General features: G+C 45.2%; 16 protein-coding genes, 9 tRNA genes and 2 pseudogenes. 10 read left to right on the top strand and 17 right to left on the bottom strand.

Annotation, left to right across the window (positions count from 1 at the left end; all coding sequences use genetic code 11):
- Nucleotides 1-13: 13 nt before the first annotated feature.
- Together SU60_RS07660 and tsaE are read right to left on the bottom strand one after the other, a co-directional pair.
- Nucleotides 14-1735, bottom strand: coding sequence for an N-acetylmuramoyl-L-alanine amidase (locus tag SU60_RS07660; protein ID WP_041154994.1), 1722 nt, complete (start codon nt 1733-1735; stop codon nt 14-16).
- Nucleotides 1729-2193: a tRNA (adenosine(37)-N6)-threonylcarbamoyltransferase complex ATPase subunit type 1 TsaE gene (gene tsaE / locus SU60_RS07655; protein ID WP_041154993.1), complete on the bottom strand. Its 465-nt coding sequence runs from the start codon at nt 2191-2193 to the stop codon at nt 1729-1731. The genes SU60_RS07660 and tsaE overlap by 7 nt, the downstream gene beginning before the upstream one ends.
- Before the next feature lie 244 nt (nt 2194-2437).
- Between tsaE and queG the strand changes: the two genes are divergently transcribed.
- Nucleotides 2438-3565 carry a tRNA epoxyqueuosine(34) reductase QueG gene (gene queG / locus SU60_RS07650; protein ID WP_041154992.1) on the top strand — a complete coding sequence of 376 codons (1128 nt, stop codon included), beginning with the start codon at nt 2438-2440 and terminating at the stop codon, nt 3563-3565.
- A gap of 822 nt (nt 3566-4387) precedes the next feature.
- Here the strand turns inward: queG and SU60_RS07645 are convergent.
- The 10 genes from SU60_RS07645 to orn all read right to left on the bottom strand — a co-directional run bounded on the left by SU60_RS07645 (nt 4388) and on the right by orn (nt 6366).
- Nucleotides 4388-4463: transfer RNA gene (locus SU60_RS07645), tRNA-Gly, on the bottom strand.
- A 30-nt stretch (nt 4464-4493) separates the two neighbouring features.
- Nucleotides 4494-4570: transfer RNA gene (locus tag SU60_RS07640), tRNA-Met, on the bottom strand.
- 180 nt (nt 4571-4750) lie between these two features.
- Nucleotides 4751-4826 (bottom strand) — tRNA-Gly (locus tag SU60_RS07635).
- A 30-nt stretch (nt 4827-4856) separates the two neighbouring features.
- Nucleotides 4857-4933 (bottom strand) — tRNA-Met (locus SU60_RS07630).
- Nucleotides 4934-4976: 43 nt separating this feature from the next.
- Nucleotides 4977-5052, bottom strand: a tRNA-Gly gene (locus tag SU60_RS07625).
- Between the two features lie 30 nt (nt 5053-5082).
- Nucleotides 5083-5159 (bottom strand) — tRNA-Met (locus SU60_RS07620).
- A gap of 191 nt (nt 5160-5350) precedes the next feature.
- Nucleotides 5351-5426: transfer RNA gene (locus SU60_RS07615), tRNA-Gly, on the bottom strand.
- A gap of 30 nt (nt 5427-5456) precedes the next feature.
- Nucleotides 5457-5533 (bottom strand) — tRNA-Met (locus tag SU60_RS07610).
- 56 nt (nt 5534-5589) lie between these two features.
- Nucleotides 5590-5665, bottom strand: a tRNA-Gly gene (locus tag SU60_RS07605).
- A gap of 155 nt (nt 5666-5820) precedes the next feature.
- Nucleotides 5821-6366: an oligoribonuclease gene (gene orn / locus SU60_RS07600; protein ID WP_041154991.1), complete on the bottom strand. Its 546-nt coding sequence runs from the start codon at nt 6364-6366 to the stop codon at nt 5821-5823.
- A gap of 129 nt (nt 6367-6495) precedes the next feature.
- Here orn and rsgA point away from each other — a divergent pair.
- The 4 genes and pseudogenes from rsgA to SU60_RS07580 all read left to right on the top strand — a co-directional run bounded on the left by rsgA (nt 6496) and on the right by SU60_RS07580 (nt 11156).
- Nucleotides 6496-7559 (top strand): annotated as a pseudogene (rsgA, locus tag SU60_RS07595) (small ribosomal subunit biogenesis GTPase RsgA).
- Between the two features lie 116 nt (nt 7560-7675).
- Complete coding sequence (gene asd / locus SU60_RS07590; RefSeq protein WP_041154990.1) at nt 7676-8533, top strand: archaetidylserine decarboxylase; 858 nt, start codon at nt 7676-7678, stop codon at nt 8531-8533.
- 183 nt (nt 8534-8716) lie between these two features.
- Nucleotides 8717-10132 carry an SLC13 family permease gene (locus tag SU60_RS07585; RefSeq protein WP_041154989.1) on the top strand — a complete coding sequence of 472 codons (1416 nt, stop codon included), beginning with the start codon at nt 8717-8719 and terminating at the stop codon, nt 10130-10132.
- 137 nt (nt 10133-10269) lie between these two features.
- A pseudogene (locus SU60_RS07580) lies at nt 10270-11156 on the top strand (DMT family transporter).
- Between the two features lie 134 nt (nt 11157-11290).
- Here SU60_RS07580 and gpmM read toward each other — a convergent pair.
- Nucleotides 11291-12823, bottom strand: a complete 1533-nt coding sequence (gene gpmM, locus SU60_RS07575; protein WP_041154988.1) for a 2,3-bisphosphoglycerate-independent phosphoglycerate mutase — start codon at nt 12821-12823, stop codon at nt 11291-11293.
- Nucleotides 12824-13365: 542 nt separating this feature from the next.
- On the opposite strand from gpmM, the gene SU60_RS07570 reads away from it, so the two are divergent.
- From SU60_RS07570 to SU60_RS07550, 5 genes are all read left to right on the top strand, one after another.
- Entirely contained in the window at nt 13366-13800 is a 435-nt protein-coding gene (locus SU60_RS07570; RefSeq protein WP_041154987.1) for a rhodanese-like domain-containing protein, read from the top strand.
- A gap of 348 nt (nt 13801-14148) precedes the next feature.
- A complete protein-coding gene (secB, locus tag SU60_RS07565; protein ID WP_041154986.1) occupies nt 14149-14610 on the top strand; it encodes a protein-export chaperone SecB in 462 nt (153 codons plus the stop codon).
- A gap of 182 nt (nt 14611-14792) precedes the next feature.
- Nucleotides 14793-15830 (top strand): NAD(P)H-dependent glycerol-3-phosphate dehydrogenase, encoded by a 1038-nt coding sequence (gpsA, locus tag SU60_RS07560; RefSeq protein WP_041154985.1) that lies wholly within the window; start codon nt 14793-14795, stop codon nt 15828-15830.
- A gap of 76 nt (nt 15831-15906) precedes the next feature.
- On the top strand, nt 15907-16728 hold the full coding sequence (cysE, locus tag SU60_RS07555) for a serine O-acetyltransferase (protein WP_041154984.1): 822 nt from the start codon (nt 15907-15909) through the stop codon (nt 16726-16728).
- An 11-nt stretch (nt 16729-16739) separates the two neighbouring features.
- Nucleotides 16740-17888 carry a murein hydrolase activator EnvC family protein gene (locus SU60_RS07550; RefSeq protein WP_041154983.1) on the top strand — a complete coding sequence of 383 codons (1149 nt, stop codon included), beginning with the start codon at nt 16740-16742 and terminating at the stop codon, nt 17886-17888.
- Nucleotides 17889-17971: 83 nt separating this feature from the next.
- Here SU60_RS07550 and SU60_RS07545 read toward each other — a convergent pair whose 3' ends face one another.
- The 4 genes from SU60_RS07545 to epmA all read right to left on the bottom strand — a co-directional run bounded on the left by SU60_RS07545 (nt 17972) and on the right by epmA (nt 21093).
- Nucleotides 17972-18928, bottom strand: coding sequence for an acetyltransferase (locus tag SU60_RS07545; protein ID WP_041154982.1), 957 nt, complete (start codon nt 18926-18928; stop codon nt 17972-17974).
- 152 nt (nt 18929-19080) lie between these two features.
- Nucleotides 19081-19716: a TetR/AcrR family transcriptional regulator gene (locus SU60_RS07540; protein ID WP_041154981.1), complete on the bottom strand. Its 636-nt coding sequence runs from the start codon at nt 19714-19716 to the stop codon at nt 19081-19083.
- Between the two features lie 21 nt (nt 19717-19737).
- Entirely contained in the window at nt 19738-20112 is a 375-nt protein-coding gene (locus SU60_RS07535; protein ID WP_041154980.1) for a VanZ family protein, read from the bottom strand.
- A gap of 9 nt (nt 20113-20121) precedes the next feature.
- Nucleotides 20122-21093: an elongation factor P--(R)-beta-lysine ligase gene (epmA, locus tag SU60_RS07530; protein WP_041154979.1), complete on the bottom strand. Its 972-nt coding sequence runs from the start codon at nt 21091-21093 to the stop codon at nt 20122-20124.
- Nucleotides 21094-21310: the final 217 nt, after the last annotated feature.

The following is a 21310-nucleotide window of genomic DNA, read 5'->3' as shown; positions in this document are numbered from 1 at the left end:
GTTAAAAGCTCACTTACTTATTTGGAATGATCAGTATTTGTCCAACGGCAAGCTGGTCCGAGCGCAGCTTGTTCGCGCGGCGAATACTGTCCACACTCACCCCGTACTTCGAAGCAATCTTACCTAGGAACTCTCCCCTGGCGACCTTGTGTTTGCGGATCGGCTTATCTTTAACCGCTACAGTGATGTTGAGTTTTTGCCCCACCCAAACCGTATCAGACTTAAGGTTGTTTTCTCGGCGAATGTCAGACACTTTCACTTTGTAATGGCTGGCTATCTTACCTAAGAACTCACCAGACTTAACCGTATGCGTGATCGTTTCGGTCTCTACCGTGATCGGCTTACTTGGTACTTGAACGGCACCCGACGAAGGAATGCGAAGTTTTTGACCAATCCTCACCCCGGTTGATTTGAGATTATTTTCAGACATCAGAGCCTTAGCGCTAGTACCATATTTATTCGCAATCACAGAGAGAGATTCACCACGCTTCACTATGTGTACCATTGCTCCAGGAGAAGAGGAGAACACCGTCCCTTCTGGTGGATTATCTTTCAGATATTTGACGACCGCTTTAGTAACAGCTTGAGCTAGCTTATCTTGGTGCGAGCGCTGGAAAAGCAACTTCTCTTCTGTCGGGTTAGATATAAAACCCGTTTCGACCAAGACTGACGGTATTTGAGGAGAACGCAATACTGCCAAGCTAGTATTAATGGGCTTACGATTGTGCAAGTGAGCAACACGTCCCATCTCCCGCAGAATCTCGCTCGCCAGCTTATACCCTTCTTTCTGTGAATGGCTAAACTGTAAATCCAACAACGTTTGGTTGACGTTACGATCTTTTGTATTGGTGACAAATGCATTCCCAGAGCCACCTAATATTTCTGATTGTCTCTCGTGATTCTCAACCCAACGGGCGATCTCTGTATTGGCTCGACGAGTATTCAATACAAAAACCGAACCACCGCGCGGTTTAGGTGACGTAAAAGCATCCGCGTGAATCGATATCAGCAAATGTGCGTCGTTCTCACGTGCAATCGCTACTCGACGATTCAAATTTACAAAATAGTCGCCAGTGCGCGTCATGCGAGTTTTGATGCCTGGGGTAGCATTCAGTTGAGCTGCTATTTTGCGCGAAATGCTCAGCACTGCATCTTTTTCATAATGACGACGAGACGCTCCAATCGAGCCAGGATCTTCACCACCATGACCAGGATCGATAACAACCAACACATCTTGAGCACGACGCACCGAACTCATGTCTTTACTCGTCGTTGTTGGCTTGCTTGACGATGATTGTGCAGCAGACGTCTTTTTCGCACTTCCGTGAGACAAATCAACAACCAAGCGATGGCCGTACTGTCCACCAGGAGTCGGGCTCAATTTAAACAGTTCTGTTTGGGTATTTTTTTTCAACTCAAAGACTAAACGGTAAGTACTTTTGTCCGGCGGAGAACTCTTTCGCACCCGCTTCAGCACAGGACTGTCCGTCACAGTGACGGGTAACTTCGCCTTCATCGTGGTGTTTTTTAAATCCACCACAAGCCTATCTGGGCTAGACAGTGAGAAATAAGAGTAATCCGCTTCTGAGTCTAAATCGATGACAACACGCGTTTCATCTGGTGACGGCCAAACTCGAAAACTTTGCACGACGTTGGCAAATGCGAAATTAGGGATAATAAGAACGAATGTAGCGATAAACGTCGCTACAACTCTAAAATTTAAAAAACTCAACATAGTTCCAATCTACTGAGTAACTGCACACCATAGTCATTGTTCGCTGTTAGTTCAGCGATACGCTGCTCACCTTGGTAACGAATGTTCACATCAAGATCTGGCTTCGGTAACAACCCTTGCCCTTTTTCAGGCCACTCTACCAAACAAATCGCATCATCAGTGAAATAATCCCGAATGCCCATAAACTCAAGCTCTTCAGGATCAGCAAGACGATACAGATCGAAGTGGTAAACTTGCCAAGTTGCCAATTGATAGGGTTCAACCAATGTATAGGTTGGGCTTTTTACGTTACCTTGATGTCCAAGAGCACGGACAAAACCACGACTGAAGGTCGTTTTACCTGCCCCCAAATCCCCATGAAGATAAATTGTGGTTTGCTGGGAACAAAGTTGAGCCAATGCAGCGCCCAAAGCGACCGTTTCATGCTCATCTTTCAAATTAAACTGTTTCGTGCTCATTTATGCTTCTCTAACGAATGATCGTTGACTATATAAAAATCAAAAGAACAAGAATAGTAAACTGTGTTGGTTTTCCGAGACAAGCTTTCGAATGTCATATATACGAAAAACTAGCCATAAAACTGCGTCTTATTTATCGAGTATTCACTTATCCCCGAGTAACCTCAAGCCTTCTTCAACTTTACGCTAGCACCAATACAATAGATCCGTTAAGATCCGGCCCCCAATAATCTCGGTAGCCATCATGAACTACGAACAACTCGCAAAACAAATCAAAATTTGGGGAAAAGAGCTCGGCTTTCAGAAAGTCGGGATCTGCGATATTGATCTTAGTGAACACGAATCCGCCCTGCAAAATTGGTTGGATGCTGGATACCATGGTTCAATGGATTGGATGGCTCGTCACGGTATGATGCGTGCCAGACCAGCAGAGCTATTGCCAGGAACCATACGAGTTATCAGCGTACGGATGGATTACCTTCCTCCTGATGCCCAATTCGCTTCGAACCTCGCGAATAAAAATCACGCTTACATCAGTCGCTATGCACTCGGAAGAGATTACCACAAGCTGGTGAGAAAGCAGCTCAACAAGCTTGGTAAGTTAATCGAAGAAGAAGTTGGCCAATTTGGCTATCGACCTTTCGTTGATTCCGCACCAATATTAGAACGACCTTTGGCTCAAAAAGCAGGATTAGGTTGGACAGGTAAGCATTCATTAATCTTGGATAAAGACTGTGGCTCTTGGTTCTTTCTTGGAGAATTACTGGTTGATTTGCCATTACCGGTTGATAAGCCCACTCAGGACCAATGTGGGAAATGCAATGCCTGTATTACATCCTGTCCAACACAAGCCATTGTTGCAGATAACGTCGTGGATGCTCGTCGCTGCATCTCTTACCTTACGATTGAATTTGATGGAGTGATCCCAGAAGAGTTCCGCAAACCCATAGGCAACCGAATTTACGGCTGTGATGATTGTCAGCTCGTGTGCCCATGGAATCGATATGCAGAGCTAACCGAGCAAGAAGATTTTCATAGACGTGAAAGCTTTCACACACCTGACCTTGTGCAGATGTTTGAGTGGGATGAGGCTACGTTCTTAAAAAATATGGAAGGTTCAGCTATTCGCCGTATTGGCCATTTACAATGGTTGCGTAATCTCGCGATCGCTCTCGGTAATGCAGACTACAGTCAAAGAGTCATTGATGCATTAGACCGTCGTCGAGGTAGTAATACTTTGCTTGATGAACATATAGACTGGGCACTGACACAACAGTTGAACCAAATACCGACTAATGATTTGCAATCAGTGGAAACAAAGAAGAATCGTCTCATTAGGATTATCGAGAAAGGCTTACCGAGAGACGCATAGCGTGCAGTCTATATGCAAGAGATTGACAGCATGTTTTCATAATCAATCCGTTTTTCATGAAAATTTCATGACCTCGTTCTCAAATTAGTAATGTGGAAAAAAATTTGAAATCAAGTTGAAAGTGAACTGAAGAAAAAAGTTAAACACAATTTGAATAAATGACTAGGATCAAAAAAATGCGATGTAATGATCGTAAGTTAGTCAAGTCGATCCACAAAAAAAACCACCTCATCCATACAAAACAATAACTTAAAGCTAAAAACATCACTATAGCAAAAAAATAAAGAATCAAAGATCTTTCTTTACTTACTAAAAAAGCCAACCTAAAAACACTTTATCAACTAACTTATCCACAGAACGCCGTATGTGGATAACTCTGTTAATTAAAGTAAGATAAAACACTCAGAGAATGCTGGATAGTATGATTCATCCACTTCATATTCTGCCGTACGCGTAATGCACAGCGCCTGACATCATATAATACGGATAATTTTGGGGGTTCATGCTTCGCAGCATTATGAAAAGAGCGATGAGAGCACTTATTTTCTAATTTAATCGGAAAATAGAGCTAGTGTAGCGTATCACTGTTTAACACAATGGTAGCTATTACTTTACTTGTAGAGAAAGTGTCGCAATGTCATTGTTAAACACAATGAAAACTATACTTTCCACTTAAGAAAAAGTGGAGCGACACGCGAGGTCCCTATCCATAAACAAAAAGGCGTGACCTCAACCTTGGTAAGGTTGCACTCTAACTACTGAGTGGGTGTCAGATTTTTTACGCTCGAAATACAATAAGAATCCTACTTCCAACGAAAAATTTGGAGCGACACACGAGGTTCGAACTCGTGACCTCAACCTTGGCAAGGTTGCGCTCTACCAACTGAGCTAGTGTCGCATAATAATAGCGAATGCTATTAATTGAATTTGGTTGCGGGGGCCGGATTTGAACCGACGACCTTCGGGTTATGAGCCCGACGAGCTACCAAGCTGCTCCACCCCGCGTCCGTATTTCATCATTCAAAGCATGATGAGCGCTTATAAATTTTGGAGCGACACACGAGGTTCCCTATTCATAAACAAAAAGGCGTGACCTCAACCTTGGTAAGGTTGCGCTCGATAAATGAGCGGGTGTCGAACTCTTCACTCGAAGTACGATAAGAATCCTACTTCCAACGAGAAATTTGGAGCGACACACGAGGTTCGAACTCGTGACCTCAACCTTGGCAAGGTTGCGCTCTACCAACTGAGCTAGTGTCGCATATTAACAGCAAACGCTATTAATTAAATTTGGTTGCGGGGGCCGGATTTGAACCGACGACCTTCGGGTTATGAGCCCGACGAGCTACCAAGCTGCTCCACCCCGCGTCCGTGTTTCATCATTCAAAGCATGATGAGCGCTTATAAATTTTGGAGCGACACACGAGGTTCGAACTCGTGACCTCAACCTTGGCAAGGTTGCGCTCTACCAACTGAGCTAGTGTCGCATATTAACAGCAAACGCTATTAATTGAATTTGGTTGCGGGGGCCGGATTTGAACCGACGACCTTCGGGTTATGAGCCCGACGAGCTACCAAGCTGCTCCACCCCGCGTCCGTATTGTGTCATCGTTAAGCACGATGAAAGCTTTATCCACAATCAAAAGAAAGTGGAATGACACACTAGGCTCCCAATTCATAAAAATGGTGACCTCAACCTTGATAAGGTTGCGCTCTAAACACTGAGCGGGTATCGAATTCTACGCTCGAAATACGAGAATAACCATACTTCCAACGAAAATAATTTGGAGCGACACACGAGGTTCGAACTCGTGACCTCAACCTTGGCAAGGTTGCGCTCTACCAACTGAGCTAGTGTCGCATATTAACAGCAAACGCTATTAATTAAATTTGGTTGCGGGGGCCGGATTTGAACCGACGACCTTCGGGTTATGAGCCCGACGAGCTACCAAGCTGCTCCACCCCGCGTCCGTATTGTGTCATCGTTAAGCACGATGAAAGCTCTATCCACAATCAAAAGAAAGTGGAGCGACACACGAGGTTCGAACTCGTGACCTCAACCTTGGCAAGGTTGCGCTCTACCAACTGAGCTAGTGTCGCATCAACAACGTTTCTGCTGTTTAGGGCTGCGAATTATAAGAGCATTTTTTTGTGATGCAAGTCCTTCCTGAAAAAAAATATCATTTTTTTTCTAAACGACGAAAAAGCAATCAAAACAAGCATAAATAGCCACAGCCTAGTACAGAGCTTATACACTAAATCTTGAAGATCGTTTCACGGTAATACTTCAGCTCCGCAATAGATTCACGAATATCATCCAAAGCCAGATGTGTGCCTTGCTTAGAAAACCCTTCTAATACGTCAGGTTGCCAACGACGAGTTAACTCCTTCAGAGTACTTACATCCAAATAACGGTAGTGAAAGTACTCCTCTAGTTCTGGCATGTATTTATATAAAAAACGGCGATCTTGACCAATACTATTACCGCAAATTGGAGAAACCCCTTTGGGCACCCACTTTTCTAAGAAAGCAATAGTTTGAGCTACGGCATTTTGTTCAGAAACTTGGCTATTTCGAACTCGCTCTACCAACCCGCTTGCCGTGTGCGTATTCGTACACCAGTCATCCATTTTGGCGAGTTCGTCATCCGATTGATGAATCGCTAACACAGGCCCTTCAGCCAAAATATTCAACTCGCTATCAGTGACAATAGAAGCAATTTCGATAATTTTGTGCGTTTCAGGATCAAGTCCTGTCATCTCTAAATCTACCCAGATTAGGTTTTGATCGCTCAAGGACATGGTTATGCCGCCTATTTGTTTATCGATAAAAAAGGTACTATACATCAAAATACTTGAAACACGATACCGACTCTATGGGGGCATATCGTGTATCAAGCACATGAATACATTCACACTAAGTACATAATTGTGGCTAAAAAGAAAAAATTAACCAAAGGTCAGGTGCGACGCGTACGCAACAACCAACAAAAGCGTTTGAAAAAGCAAGAAGACGCGATCCAATGGGATGAGAATATGCTGGGCTCAAGTAAACAGGGCTTAGTCATCACTCGTTTTGGTCAGCATGCAGACATAGAAGATTTGGAAACAGGAAATGTTCAGCGCTGTAATCTTCGTCGCGGTATAGAATCGTTGGTCTCCGGTGATAAAGTGCTGTGGCGTGAAGGCTTAGAATCTATGGCAGGCATTTCTGGCGTGGTTGAAGCGTGGAGCCACGCACTTCAATGCTCACTCGTCCGGACTATTACGATGGTTTAAAACCGGTTGCAGCAAACATTGACCAAATGGTGATTGTTTCTTCTGTTTTACCCGAGCTTTCTCTCAATATTATTGACCGTTATCTCGTCGCAGCAGAAACACTCAACATTGCTCCGTTACTGGTTCTGAATAAAGTCGACCTATTAGAAGCTGACGACCGAGCCAAGTATGAAGAGTGGCTTAAAGAGTACCAACGTATTGGCTATAAAGTGCTGCTTGTGAGCAAACAATCCGGAGAAGGCATCGTTGAACTAGAAGCGTTACTGCGTGATCGTATCAATATTTTTGTCGGTCAATCTGGTGTGGGTAAATCCAGTTTGGTTAACGCGTTAATGCCAGAGCTTGAACACGAAGTTGAAGAAGGTGAAGTTTCGGAGAACTCTGGATTGGGTCAACACACCACTACGGCTGCACGCTTGTATCATATTCCAACTGGTGGCGATCTTATCGATTCTCCAGGAGTTCGTGAATTTGGCTTATGGCATCTAGAAGCAGAAGAAGTGACCAAAGCATTTGTTGAATTTCGACCTTATTTGGGCGGCTGTAAGTTCCGTGATTGTAAGCACGATGACGACCCTGGGTGTCTGCTTCGTGAGGCAGTAGAAAAAGGTGAAATTAGTGAGGTTCGTTTTGAAAACTACCATCGTATTCTTGAAAGCATGGTAGAAAATAAAGCCAATCGACAGTACTCACGTAACAAGAAGGCAGACTTATAGTCGGATTAACGCGAAAACTGTGTAAAAATCCCTCACTAGATACTGACAATTAAATTGAATTTCAGTAACATCACGCGCCCTAAAGCGAGAACCTAACAGAAGTATCGGAATTTAAGATGGACAAAATCAAAGTTGGACTACAGTACTGGATCCCACAACATGGCCTAACTCGCCTAATGGGCAAGCTGGCGTCAGCAAAGGCTGGTAGTCTAACCACCGCCGTTATTCGCTGGTTTATCAAGCATTACAATGTAAACATGGATGAGGCAAAGCATTCTGATCCGGCGCACTTTAAAACGTTCAATGAGTTTTTTGTTCGTGAGTTAAAAGAAGGCGCACGCCCAATTACTGAAGACCAAGCAGTAATCACTCACCCTGCAGATGCTTGTGTCAGTCAATTTGGTCCGATTACAGATGGTCAATTGATCCAAGCCAAAGGACATTACTTTTCCGCTCAAGAGCTGCTTGGTGGGGACAAAAATCTCGCTGAAGAGTTTACAGAGGGTACCTTTGCAACCCTTTACCTGTCTCCTCGAGATTACCACCGAGTTCATATGCCATGTGACGGCACATTACGCCAGATGATATATGTACCGGGCGATTTGTTCTCAGTAAACCCGCTAACCGCGGAAAATGTACCAAACTTATTTGCGCGGAATGAACGCGTGGTTTGTATCTTCGATACAGAATTTGGCCCGATGGCACAAGTACTCGTCGGTGCGACCATCGTTGGCAGTATTGAACAAGTTTGGGCAGGTACCATCACACCACCGCGTGGCAACACCATCCATAAATGGGATTACCCTGCTGAAGGTAACAAGGCGGTTATCTTGAAGAAGGGCGAAGAGATGGGCCGTTTCAAGCTTGGCTCTACCGTTATCAACCTGTTCGCGAAAAATGCTATCTCGTTCGATGAAAGCATGGAGAATGGTAAGCCTACAGTGATGGGAACGCCTTACGCTCACCAGCATTAAACTTGAACATAAATCAATTCAGCTCCCGGGCCCCCGCTTATTATGCGGGGGCTTTTTATTGATAATAAGCAAAACTCAGTTCGAAATTCATATTCAGTTGCTCAAACTCATACTTGCGTCTAAGTAGCTAAAACCAGGTTCCATTATTCTGCAACCAGAAGTGAATGCTTGAAGGGGCGACGAATGGCAAAGATGAGTACGAGTATGCTGGTAAAACTGCTGATATGTTTTTTAATTCCGCTCGGTGTTTTATGGATGCCGATAGATGCGATACCCATTGCCGAACTCACTTTAATTCAACATCGTCTGTTGGCGATCTTCCTTCTCGCGGCACTACTTTGGGTATTAGAGCCGGTTCCTGTTTTTGCCACTTCCATTCTGATCATCGCCCTTGAGCTGATTATGATCTCGGATAAAGGGCTACACCTATTTCGAGCACCACCTTTAGGCCATAGTCTTGGTGAGTTGATCCCTTATACCGATATTTTTTCCGCTTTTTCCTCGCCCATTATTATTTTGTTTATGGGTGGCTTTGCCTTAGCGATTGCGGCATCAAAATATGAGCTGGATAACAATCTAGCGCGCGTACTGCTTAGACCCTTTGGTACTCAACCTAAGTTCATCATGCTGGGACTGATGTTGATCACAGCGGTGTTCTCTATGTTTATGTCCAATACCGCGACCACGGTAATGATGTTGGCACTACTAGGACCGATTGTGGCTTCTGCGCCAAAAGGAGATTTAGGCATCAAGGCGCTCGTTTTATGTATTCCGATAGCAGCCAATACTGGCGGGATAGCCACACCAATTGGCACACCACCAAACGCAATTGCACTGCAATACTTAACAGGTGAAAACAGCATCGACTTCCTTTCATGGATGATGATGGGGTTGCCTTTCGTACTGATACAACTGACCATTGCTTGGTTCTTATTGCAAAAGCTATTCCCTTCCAACGAGTCAGAAATGAAGCTCAAGCTAGATGGTACTTTTCAGCGAAACTGGCGTGCTATTGTGGTCTATGTAACCTTCGCAATGACAATCCTGCTCTGGATGACCACTCAAGTTCATGGGATGAATACCTACGTTGTCGCGATAATTCCACTCGCGGTATTTACCTTAACGGGCATTATGGGCAAAGAAGAGCTAAAGCTGATCAATTGGGATGTATTGTGGCTGGTGGCTGGTGGTATTGCGATTGGTATTGCCTTAGACAAAACAGGACTCGCCGAAGCCTTAGCTCATGCGATTGACTACCAATCGCTCTCACCCTTTGCAGTTGTCGTGGCCATTTCCGTCGTTTGCTGGTTGATGGCTAACTTTATGTCCAATACTGCAACCGCTAACTTATTGATGCCAATCGCCGCGGCCATTGGTGTCTCAATGCCAAGTTTAGTGGAAATAGGAGGACTGCAAGGCTTATTGGTCGTGGTCGCCTTCTCCGCGTCATTGGGGATGATTCTCCCCGTGTCTACCCCACCAAATTCATTGGCCTACTCAACTGGTTTAATCGAAAGCAAAGATATGGCGAAAGTGGGGCTCATTCTGGGCTTGATAGGCTTATTTATTGTCTATGGTGCCGTCATTGTGTTGGTGTAATCCATAAGGCTTTTCCTCGCAAGCAGCTCTTTGACGAGCTGCTTTTTATTGTTCCTTAAAGACTTGGTACTTTTACATCAATACAATTTCGTGCATATTATCCGCCTTCCTATCGTATCAACGGATTCTCATCACTCATGGGTTATGAATGGCTTGCACTCTGTGCCGCTTTTTTGTGGGCGATCTCCAGTTTAATTTCTGTTATCCCCGCGCAGCACCTCGGCGCTTTTTCTTATAGCCGCTGGCGCATGGATGTACCTCGGTCATTCTCACCACGATGGCTTGGTTAACCGGAGGTTGGTTAAGTGTGTCAGCAGAACACATCCCCCCAATGATGGCGTCTGGATTGATTGGTATTTTCATTGGCGATACCGCGCTGTTTGCATGCATGAACCGCATGGGACCAAGACAAGCAGGATTACTTTTCTCTTGCCATGCTGTGTTCTCGACGGTGTTAGGTTACTTCTTGTTTAGTGAAAGCATGACCACCATAGAACTGCTTGGCTCTGCATTGGTGTTCAGCGGTGTCGTAATGGCGATCTTCTTTGGTCGACGAGGTCAAACACACAACGTACTCGAAGACGTCAAAGGTAATATCTGGGTGGGTATCGGACTCGGCCTCACCGCAGCATTGTGCCAAGCACTTGGTGGTATTCTTGCCAAACCCGTCATGCAAACCAGTGTGGACCCAATTGCAGCTTCTGCGATTCGTATGATCAGTGCATTTACGGCGCACTGCGTGTTGCTTTTAATCGGAGTAAAGGTCGCCAAAGCCACTCAGCAGATTACTTGGAGAGTGTTTGGCATTACCGCCCTAAATGGCTTTCTCGCGATGGCAGTAGGAATGACACTTATTTTATACGCCCTGCAAGAAGGAAATGTGGGTATGGTCGCGCTGTTATCTTCAACCACACCGATTATGTTGTTGCCACTTTTGTGGGTTTATACCAAACGCAGACCCAATCGATATGCTTGGTTAGGAGCAGCACTTGCGGTTCTTGGAGCAGGAATTTTGGTACATTAAGCCCACCTCTCTTCATCGCAAGATGGGCATGAACGCTATGTAGTTTGATGCTAAAGAAAAGCCCGAGTTGCGATAACTCGGGCTTTGTCATTTAAGAACTCTTTTAATGATTTAAGTAATAGTTACCTAAACTCTTATTTAAAAAGAATATCACCAGACATTTCTGCAGGAATTTCTAGACCAGACAATGCAAGCATCGTTGGCGCTAGGTCAGAAAGCTTACCGCCTTCTTTAAACTCAACTGCTTTATCCCCCACATAAATCAGAGGAACAGGTAAGTTAGTGTGTGCAGTATGAGTACCACCCGTTTCTGGGTCTACCATCATTTCTGCGTTACCGTGGTCTGCTGTGATCAGTAGTTGACCACCCACTTCCTTGATCGCTTCAACGACTTTACCAACACTTTCATCCAGCGCTTCGATTGCTTGTTCCGCCGCTTCGTAAACTCCAGTGTGACCCACCATATCCGCATTCGGGTAGTTACAAATGATGGTGTCGTATTTGCCAGACTTGATCGCTGCAACCATTTTTTCCGTCAGCTCAGGAGAGCTCATTTCAGGTTGTAGATCGTAAGTCGCGACTTTTGGAGAAGCAACAAGTTGACGCTCTTCGCCTTCAAACTCATTCTCAACACCACCGTTGAAGAAGAAAGTCACGTGCGCGTATTTCTCTGTTTCAGAAATTCGTAGCTGAGTTTGACCTTGCTTAGATAACCACTCACCGTAAGTATTTTCCAACGATGCAGGTGGGAAAGCCGTTGCCAGCGGGATATCTGCCGCGTACTGCGTCAACATAACAAAGTTAAGCGTCGGGAATACTGCACGCTCAAAGCCGTCGAAATCAGGCACAAATGCACGCGTGATTTGACGAGCACGGTCGGCGCGGTAGTTCATGAAGATAACCGCATCACCGTCTTGCATGATTGCGTCTTCTTGTCCTTCAGATTTGATTGCGGTCGCTTTCACGAATTCATCGTTTTCCTCACGAGCGTAAGCAGCTTCAAGACCAGCAACGGCTGAGTCAAAAGTGAAATCTGCTTTTGCTTGAGTCAGCAAATCATAAGCGACTTGTACACGTTCCCAGTTATTGTCACGGTCCATTGCGTAGTAACGACCAACGAGAGAGGCAACACGGCCTTTACCTAGCTTAGCAAACAGCTCGTCAAAACGTTTTAGCGAGTTTTCTGCGCTGCGTGGTGGTGTATCACGACCGTCTAGGAAGCAGTGAAGGTAAATTTTCTCAGCGCCACGAGCAGCTGCCATTTCAACGGCTGCATAGATGTGATCTTCATGAGAGTGCACGCCACCTGGAGACATTAACCCCATGATGTGAACCGCTTTACCCGCATTAATCGCTGAGTCCATGGCTTCAACAAGCGCTGGCGTTTGTGAGAACTCACCGTCAGCGATAGATTTAGTAATACGAGTTAGGTCTTGGTAAACAACACGACCGGCACCAATATTGGTGTGGCCGACTTCAGAGTTACCCATTTGACCTTCAGGAAGGCCTACATCCAAACCTGAAGCAGAGATTAGTGTATTCGGGTGGTTCGCAATCAGTGAATCCATTACTGGTGTTTTTGCATTCGCAATTGCGTTACTTGCGCTGTCTTCACGGTAACCGTAACCGTCAAGGATAACTAGAGCCAATGGCTTCTTAGCTGACATAGTGATGACCTCATCAAATTTAAGTAACTTTGGCGTAGGGCCTCGCTGCCCTATCTAACCTTGAAACAAAACTAGCGTAATTTTACTACACTTTTTAACCAAAACTGTAGGGTAAGATCAAATAATGTTTGCGATTTAGTGTTGCTGACTTACAACTCAATATACAAATTCACCTTTATTTGTTTTCATCTAACCACGAAATCGTTGAGGTTATATAGCGTTAAACTGTGTTCAACAAGCATAGTCATTCTCAATGGGCTTTGTACACCCTTGCCCTCGTTAATTGGTAGCGATTTACTTTGCTACCAGCTCTTATACTGACACTATTATTCGCATTTATACGTAAAAGAAAAACCAGTTTCAGCAATCAATTCGATAGGTAAGTTAGATGCTCCTAGGGTCTACAAAGTGCGAAACGCGTTTAAAAGAGTTTGTGAAGATCCCAATTATTGGTCAGAACAATTTAAGCCACTCGCCTAAGCGCCTCAACCTCGCTATACTCCTGCTTTATTTTTCCGGCAAAAAGTGTAAGAGCTCAAGACATGCAAGAGTACATTGAATTTTTCCAGCAGAACATGATTCTATCTTTGGTTTGGGTAGGCGTGCTTATCGCATTAATCATGAATATCGTAAAATCTGCCACCGCAGCATACAAAGAAATCAGCGTAAACCAACTAACCCAACTGATTAACAAAGAAAATGGTGTGGTTGTCGATACGCGAACCAAAGATGAGTTTAAACAAGGTCACATAACCGACTCAGTTCACATTTTACCGTCAGATATCAAAACGGGTAACTTGAGTAGCCTTGAAAAACATAAATCCGACCCAATCATTGTGGTATGCAAAACAGGGCAAACTGCTCAAGAAAGCGCAAGTCAACTAGCCAAAGCAGGCTTTGAAAACGTTAGCCTACTTAAAAATGGTTTGTCGGCTTGGAAAGAAGCAAACCTGCCGTTAGTTCGTGGAAAAAAGTAGTCCGGAGCGCAAATGGCTCGTGGCATAAATGGTTCGTGGCGCATAAATAGTTCGTGGCGCATAAAAGTGACCTAGCAAGTTTATGATGGGTCATCACCTCAATCAACGAGGAAGCGACCGCTCAATACGTCACTCAACGTCGTGTTCGATAACCCAACCGACCATGGTCACGCTTTGCAAGTACCAACTGAGTAAAAATAAAGCACTTACAATGCCAAGTTGTGACACTTGGCACGTAATACATGCTTCATCTAGTCAAGCTACATTAGCTCAGTTAGTCTCGGGACAAGACAAATTTCTGAGTCGAGAAAGTTCTAGACTCAACCAATGTTTATTAAGGATAAAAAAATGGCTGAAGCAGCACCACAAGACGCACAACAAAACTTCGCAATTCAACGTATCTTCCTAAAAGACGTTTCTTTCGAAGCTCCTAACTCTCCAGTAATCTTTCAAAAAGAGTGGAATCCAGACGTTAAACTGGATCTCGATACTCAAAGCCGTGAACTTGGCGAAGGCGTTTACGAAGTCATCCTACGCCTAACTGTGACGGTAAAAAATGCTGAAGAAACGGCATTCCTATGTGAAGTTCAGCAAGGCGGTATCTTCACTGCAGAACAGATGGAAGCAGGTCAACTTGCACATTGCCTAGGCGCATTCTGTCCGAACATTCTATTCCCATACGCTCGTGAAACCATTTCAAGCCTCGTTGTTAAAGGAACGTTCCCTCAACTGAACCTAGCACCAGTTAACTTCGATGCGCTGTTCATGAACTACCTTCAACAGCAAGCGGAAGGCGAAGCTGAAGCGTAATTCACATTTGTAAGTGACGTGTAGGCAAAAACTTCATGTCGCATACCCAAATTAAATGCACAAAGCGTCCAAAAAACGATGCGATGTGCATTTTTTATTTTCTAGCTCCTAATCTTCCGAGAACGTAAAATCTTGCGATGATAGACTAGATTAGAACAGTAAAAACTCTATTAGGCGGCAGCATGACAAAAGCAAATACAAACAATGCTTACGGTAAAGACATTGCGATGACAGTCCTTGGCGCAGGCTCATATGGCACTTCGCTAGCGATCTCCCTTGCGCGTAATGGTGCAAACATTATCCTTTGGGGACACGAGCCCGAGCACATGGCTCGCCTTGAAACCGATCGTGCTAACCATGAATTCTTACCTGGTGTGGATTTTCCAGACAGTTTGATCGTTGAATCAGATTTGGAAAAAGCTGTCCAAGCCAGCCGAGACTTACTTGTCGTGGTGCCAAGCCACGTTTTTGGCATCGTATTAAAAAGCTGCAAACCTTTCTTGCGTGATGATTCACGTATCTGTTGGGCAACCAAAGGGCTCGAACCTGAGACAGGTCGCCTACTTAAAGATGTCGCGTTCGACATTATCGGCGAAAACTACTCCCTAGCCGTCTTGTCTGGCCCCACTTTCGCGAAAGAACTAGCAATGGGCTTACCAACCGCTATTTCGGTTGCTTCACCCGATGCTCAGTTTGTTGCCGACCTACAAGAGAAAATCCATTGCAGTAAGACGTTCCGCGTATACGCTAATAGTGACTTCACTGGTATGCAACTAGGTGGTGCAGTCAAAAACGTCATCGCCATTGGCGCGGGTATGTCAGATGGCATCGGCTTTGGCGCCAATGCTCGAACCGCCCTTATCACTCGAGGCTTGGCAGAAATGAGCCGTTTAGGTGCCGCGCTTGGTGCAAAACCAGAAACCTTTATGGGCATGGCTGGCTTAGGAGACCTAGTCCTTACGTGTACCGACAACCAATCAAGAAACCGCCGCTTTGGCTTAGCTCTGGGACAAGGCAAAGACGTCGATACCGCGCAAACTGAAATTGGTCAAGTTGTGGAAGGCTACCGCAACACAAAAGAGGTATGGATGCTGTCTCAACGCATGGGTGTTGAGATGCCAATTGTTGATCAAATTTATCAAGTATTGTATCAAGGAAAAGATGCACGCCTGGCAGCGCAAGATTTACTTGCTCGTGACAAAAAATCTGAAGGAAAGTAGCACTCTACGCGCTTTCGTATCACTCTGAGATAATAGCACTTGTCGGGTCAAGGAAGAACCACTCAGGATATTGAGAATGAAACACTGCGAAAAACAAAAGGTCTGGAACAAAATAGTCTCCGAAGCCCGTGAAATGTCTGAGCAAGAGCCAATGTTGGCCAGCTTTTACCATGCGACGATCATCAAACATGATAGCCTTAAAGCGGCACTGAGCTACATTCTGGCGAATAAATTAGACACCGCATCAATGCCAGCGATGGCGGTCAGAGAAGTGATTGAAGAAGCATTCTCGACTGACCCAAACATTACTGATTGCGCCGCTTGTGATATATGCGCAACCGTAAATCGCGACCCAGCGGTGGCGATGTATTCTATGCCATTGCTGTACCTGAAAGGCTACCATGCACTTCAGGGCTATCGTGTAGCGAACTGGTTATGGAAGCAAGGGCGTCATGCACTTGCCACTTACCTGCAAAATCAGATCTCTGTCGCCTGCCAGGTTGATATACATCCTGCGGCTCGTATTGGTAGTGGTATCATGCTTGACCATGCAACAGGCATCGTCATTGGTGAAACAGCCGTTGTTGCGAATGATGTCTCTATTCTGCAAGATGTTACCTTAGGTGGTACAGGCAAAGAAAGTGGTGACCGTCATCCGAAAATTCGTGAAGGTGTGATGATTGGTGCAGGAGCTAAGATACTGGGCAATATCGAAGTCGGTGAAGGCGCTAAAATTGGTTCTTGCTCGGTGGTACTACAACCGGTACCAGCGCATACAACGGTGGCAGGTGTGCCAGCAAAAATTGTCGGTCGTCCAAAATCAAACAAGCCATCTTTCGATATGGATCAATGCTTTAATGGTAAGTCTCAAAGCTTTATCCATGGGGACGGCATTTAATCTTCAACAATGTGGTAGGTAACTCTCAAGTGAACAAACAGAAACACCCTGTGCTCCGCTCAGCTATTTTATTGACTTGTGTTTTATCTGCCGCTTATCCGCTCGTATCCGGAGCCGTTAGCCAACAAGAACTTAAAGGTGTTTCCAGCGAGATAAGCCGTCAGAAAAAATCCCTGACCTCTCAGGAGAAACAGCTCAATGAGTTGCAACGCTCACTGAAAGATCAAGAGCTTGGTATATCTCGGTTAGAACGAGAGATCAAACAAACCAAATCAAAACTCTCTCAAGCCGACCAAAACATAGAGAAACTTGAAGAGAAGATCGGCCTACAAGAAGCTCAGCGCCAAGATCAAGAGAAAGAGCTCAAGCAACTGATACAAACTTACTACGTCACTGAGCGTGCCAAAGCCAATGGCCACCTACTGAATCAAGGTGTAGAAGAAGATCGTATCAGCCAATACTTCCAACACTTGGCCAAAGAGCGCGCAAACGTCATTGCTGCGATTACGAAAACCACTGAACAGCTTGCGCATAATAGAAACCAACTTGAGCTTGAAAAAGAGCAGATCGAAACGTTACTCAAGCAACAGTCGGAAAAGCGTAGTGCGCTAGCGGGAACCCAATCGCAACGAAAAAAAACCTTAGGTAAGATTCGGAGCAGTATCCAAAACGACAAACGTTACCTTGCTGAACTGCAGCGCAACGAAACACGCCTTAAAGCGGAGATCGCCAAAGCAGCAAAACGCAACTCGGTGCCAATGGATGGATTGGGCAAACAACGAGGTAAACTACCATGGCCACTAAAAGGCAACGTTCTGCACAACTTTGGCACTCGTCAGACAGGCCAAGTAAACTGGAAAGGCATGGTGTTATCCGCCAACTATGGTCAAAAGGTTAAAGCTGTTTATCCTGGTACCGTGGTATTCGCGGAGTATCTGCGTGGTTATGGTTTGGTGGTATTACTCGATCATGGTAAAGGTGACATGACGCTTTATGGGTACAACCAGGCTCTGACGAAAAAAGAAGGCGACAAAGTCACCGCAGGTGAAGTGATCGCTCTTGCGGGCGACACGGGGGGACAACACCGCCCTTCACTTTACTTTGAAATCCGCCGCAACAGCCGAGCACAAAATCCGAAATCGTGGTTGAAACGACTGTAAAGGCTAATCATAGTAAGCCCCTAGGAACAGAAAAGGAGCCGATTGGCTCCTTTCACTTTTCTTATTGCTGCAGGGTTGTCGTGTTACGCGTAATGCGTTTCCACCGCGTTTATGAACGCGCTGACATCCTCTTTGCTTAAAGCATTAATGCCTGCCGCTGCCTCTCGGCCCCCACCAGTTGGAAACTGACCACAAATAGTGACTGCACCTTGCTTGTTATTTAATGGCGCGCGCAGCGACACAGTATAGGTTCCATCAGCATTTTCGGTTAACACGGCATGAGCCGAGTCTGGTGTTTGGTTGGCTAACCAGTTGCCATATACACCGCTGATTCGGCGCGATGCCGCATTGTTAGGTAGCTCAAACAGTTTCAATGTTTTGCTCTCATGCAGAGCAGGAACGGACAATGCCGCCTCCATGTCTTGCTGGTAAGCGGATTGAAGTTGATAGTATGGCGACGCTTTATCTGAGACAACATCAAAAGGCGAAGCATATTGTAAGAGCGCTTGATACAAATCAGCAGGGTGGAAATGTAAATCATCCACTTTCGAACCGTAACCGTTGTAGTTGATCAGCGTTCCTAATTCTTTAAGCTGGGCTTTCTGATCCGCCGTTAAACCCGCTTTATCGGCTAACTCATCCGCTTTAGCGATCAAGTTATCGCCATAAGCCGCGGTAATTGCCCATTCATGAAACTGGCCATTTAGTAACTGATCAACGATCAACGCGGTACACATATTCGCATCCAAATCGATGTGCGCATCCAAATTGCCATGCTGAGGAATATCTCCGGCTTTATGATGGTCAGCGTAAAAGACATGCGCTCCTTGCTCTAACGCACGCTCTAGGCCAGCCATGTTCTTTTCCATTGAAATATCTAACACCGTTAAGTCATCGCCTGCTTTCACCTCGATGGTTTCTACCAGCTTAATATCACGCTTAACTCCCGTCACCAACTGAGCATCAACCGGGTCGGCCAAACGTAATTGTAACAATGCAATGATGCCATCAGCATCGCCATTGAAAATATCGTAATTCATTGAATGATAGTTCCTTTATCAGGTGTCATTCCCCAGCTTCAATCAACTGGGGCAGGAAATTCACCCTATTGTGCGCAGGTGTGCTAACAAGTCAACCAAGCGTCGACTTATTAGTGAGAATTGAGTTGTAGCAATAATGAGAATAAGGCCGATTAGCCGTGCAGAGCACTGACGGATCCTTCAAGCAACAGCAATTGTTCGAGTCCCTGCTCCGTTGCCAACGGCTTCACCACATTAACCATTTGCAGCATTCCTTGTTTGACCATCTGCTCAGTAATGTTGGTTTTTGGCAGCATCGCAGATTGATACGATAGCCAGCTACACGCAATGAGATGCAATGTACACACGAGTGATTTTAACTGTTGCTGATCAACCTCAAGTAACTTCAGTGCCACAAACTCTTGCATGATCGCAATTAAATTGCCTTGCAGTTTTTCCTGAACATCGATGTACTGCGCATGAAGTTGTTCATCACGGGATAGAATTTCAGGCAAGTTAGCGTAGAAGAAACGGTACTTCCACATCAAAGTAAAGGTCGAGTCGAGATAGCTTTTGAGCATCGTCAAACTTTCTTGAGAGCCTTGCATAGGCGTAAACCTTTCTAAAAGTTCCGTGGCATACAGCGTAAAAATATCTCGCACGATTTCTTGCTTATTGCGGAAATGGTAGTAAAGATTTCCTGGGCTGATTTCGATGTGTTCGGCTATATGATTGGTGGTAATGTTGCGCTCACCATGTTGATTAAACAACTCCAATGCTGCGTAGACGATTTTGTCGCGCGTTTTCATGGCTATTCGATTCCCTTTCCATTAACGAATCGAGTATAACGACTTCACCCATCGAGGTCGATAGAGCCCCCAAATACGGTAACTTAACAGACCAGTCAAAATACCTGTGCCATTAGCAGCTAAGTCGAACAAAGATGTCTCTCGGCCAACGTAACCTTGCAACCATTCAATGCTTGCACTGAACAACAAGATCCCTATTGCGACCATCCACCGCTGCCGCCAGTTGCCCACACAGGCACAAGAGATGAAAGCAAAACTGCTGTAAGCCATCAGATGTTGTACTTTATCGAGATAAGTAAAATCCCCCCACTTTTGCAGCTCACCAGAACTAAGAGAGAGATACGCAATAATCGTTGCACAAGCGAAAATGATACAACGTCCGATCGTTCGGTTCATGAAACATCCTTACGCAATGGGAAATGGGAAAGCAGTCACCTGATCGATATGATTGCAACCCAATGCAAGCATAATAAGACGATCAATACCTAACGCGACGCCTGCACAATCAGGTAAACCAGCTTGCAATGCAGCAATCAGGTGATAGTCGATTGGCTGTGGCTGCAACCCCATCTCAACACGTTTTTTATTGTCTTGCTCAAAGCGCGCAAGTTGCTCTTGAGGGTTGTCGAGCTCATGAAATCCATTGGCCAACTCAATCCCTTTAAAGTACACCTCAAAACGCTCTGCTACCCGGTGGTCATGTGGGTTAATTTTTGCTAACGCCGCTTGAGATGCAGGAAAGTCATAAACAAATGCAGGCACAGTCTGACCAATTTTAGTCTCAACACCAACACTAAACAAAAGCTGGAGTAAGGTATCACGATGCTCTTCCTGCTGTGCAATATCACTCAATCCAAGTTGAGCAGCGACGCTTTTTAGCTCTGCCATCGTTCCTTCAAGTGGGCACACGCCCAGAGCATCAAGAAATGCCTGCTGATAGGTGATGCGTACGGCCGCACCACAACTCAAAACTAACTGCAATAGCTCATCCATTTCGTCCATCAACTGATGATGATCAAAGCCAACTCGATACCACTCCAACATAGAAAACTCTGGGTTGTGATGACGACCATTTTCTTCATTACGAAAAGCTTTGTTGATCTGATAAATGCAACCACTGCCCGCGGCCAGTAAGCGTTTCATATGGAATTCAGGGCTTGTCACAAAAAATAGCTGACTGCCATCGGCATACCCTGGCCCGACAAACTCAGTTTGAAAGGTATGCAAATGAATATCGGTCACAGTAGCATGGCTCATGGCCGGAGTGTCGACTTCCATCACCAGCCTCTGTGCAAAGAATTCTCGGATAGAAGCAATGAGCTTGGCACGTTCGCGTAATAGTGCCATTGGTGCAGTAGGTTGCCAATTCGTAGGCATAGTTACAGATCTCTTCAAGACTTAATCAGCGTTTGGATGCGCTATTTTACATACTTTTGAAAGTTGAAGAGCACGGTTTTTATCTCTTATGCTCATGTCCACATAACAAGTATACAGATGAAGCCCGAATTTTCTGCGCCGCAGAACAAAAAACATCCCATACATAAGTTGTTATCAATGAGGTAAACATGGCGCAACACTTGCCTAACATTAATGC

This window comes from Vibrio mytili (genome assembly GCF_000830505.1).
Taxonomy (GTDB): Bacteria; Pseudomonadota; Gammaproteobacteria; order Enterobacterales; family Vibrionaceae; genus Vibrio; species Vibrio mytili.
This window is presented reverse-complemented; position numbering and strand designations above follow the sequence as displayed.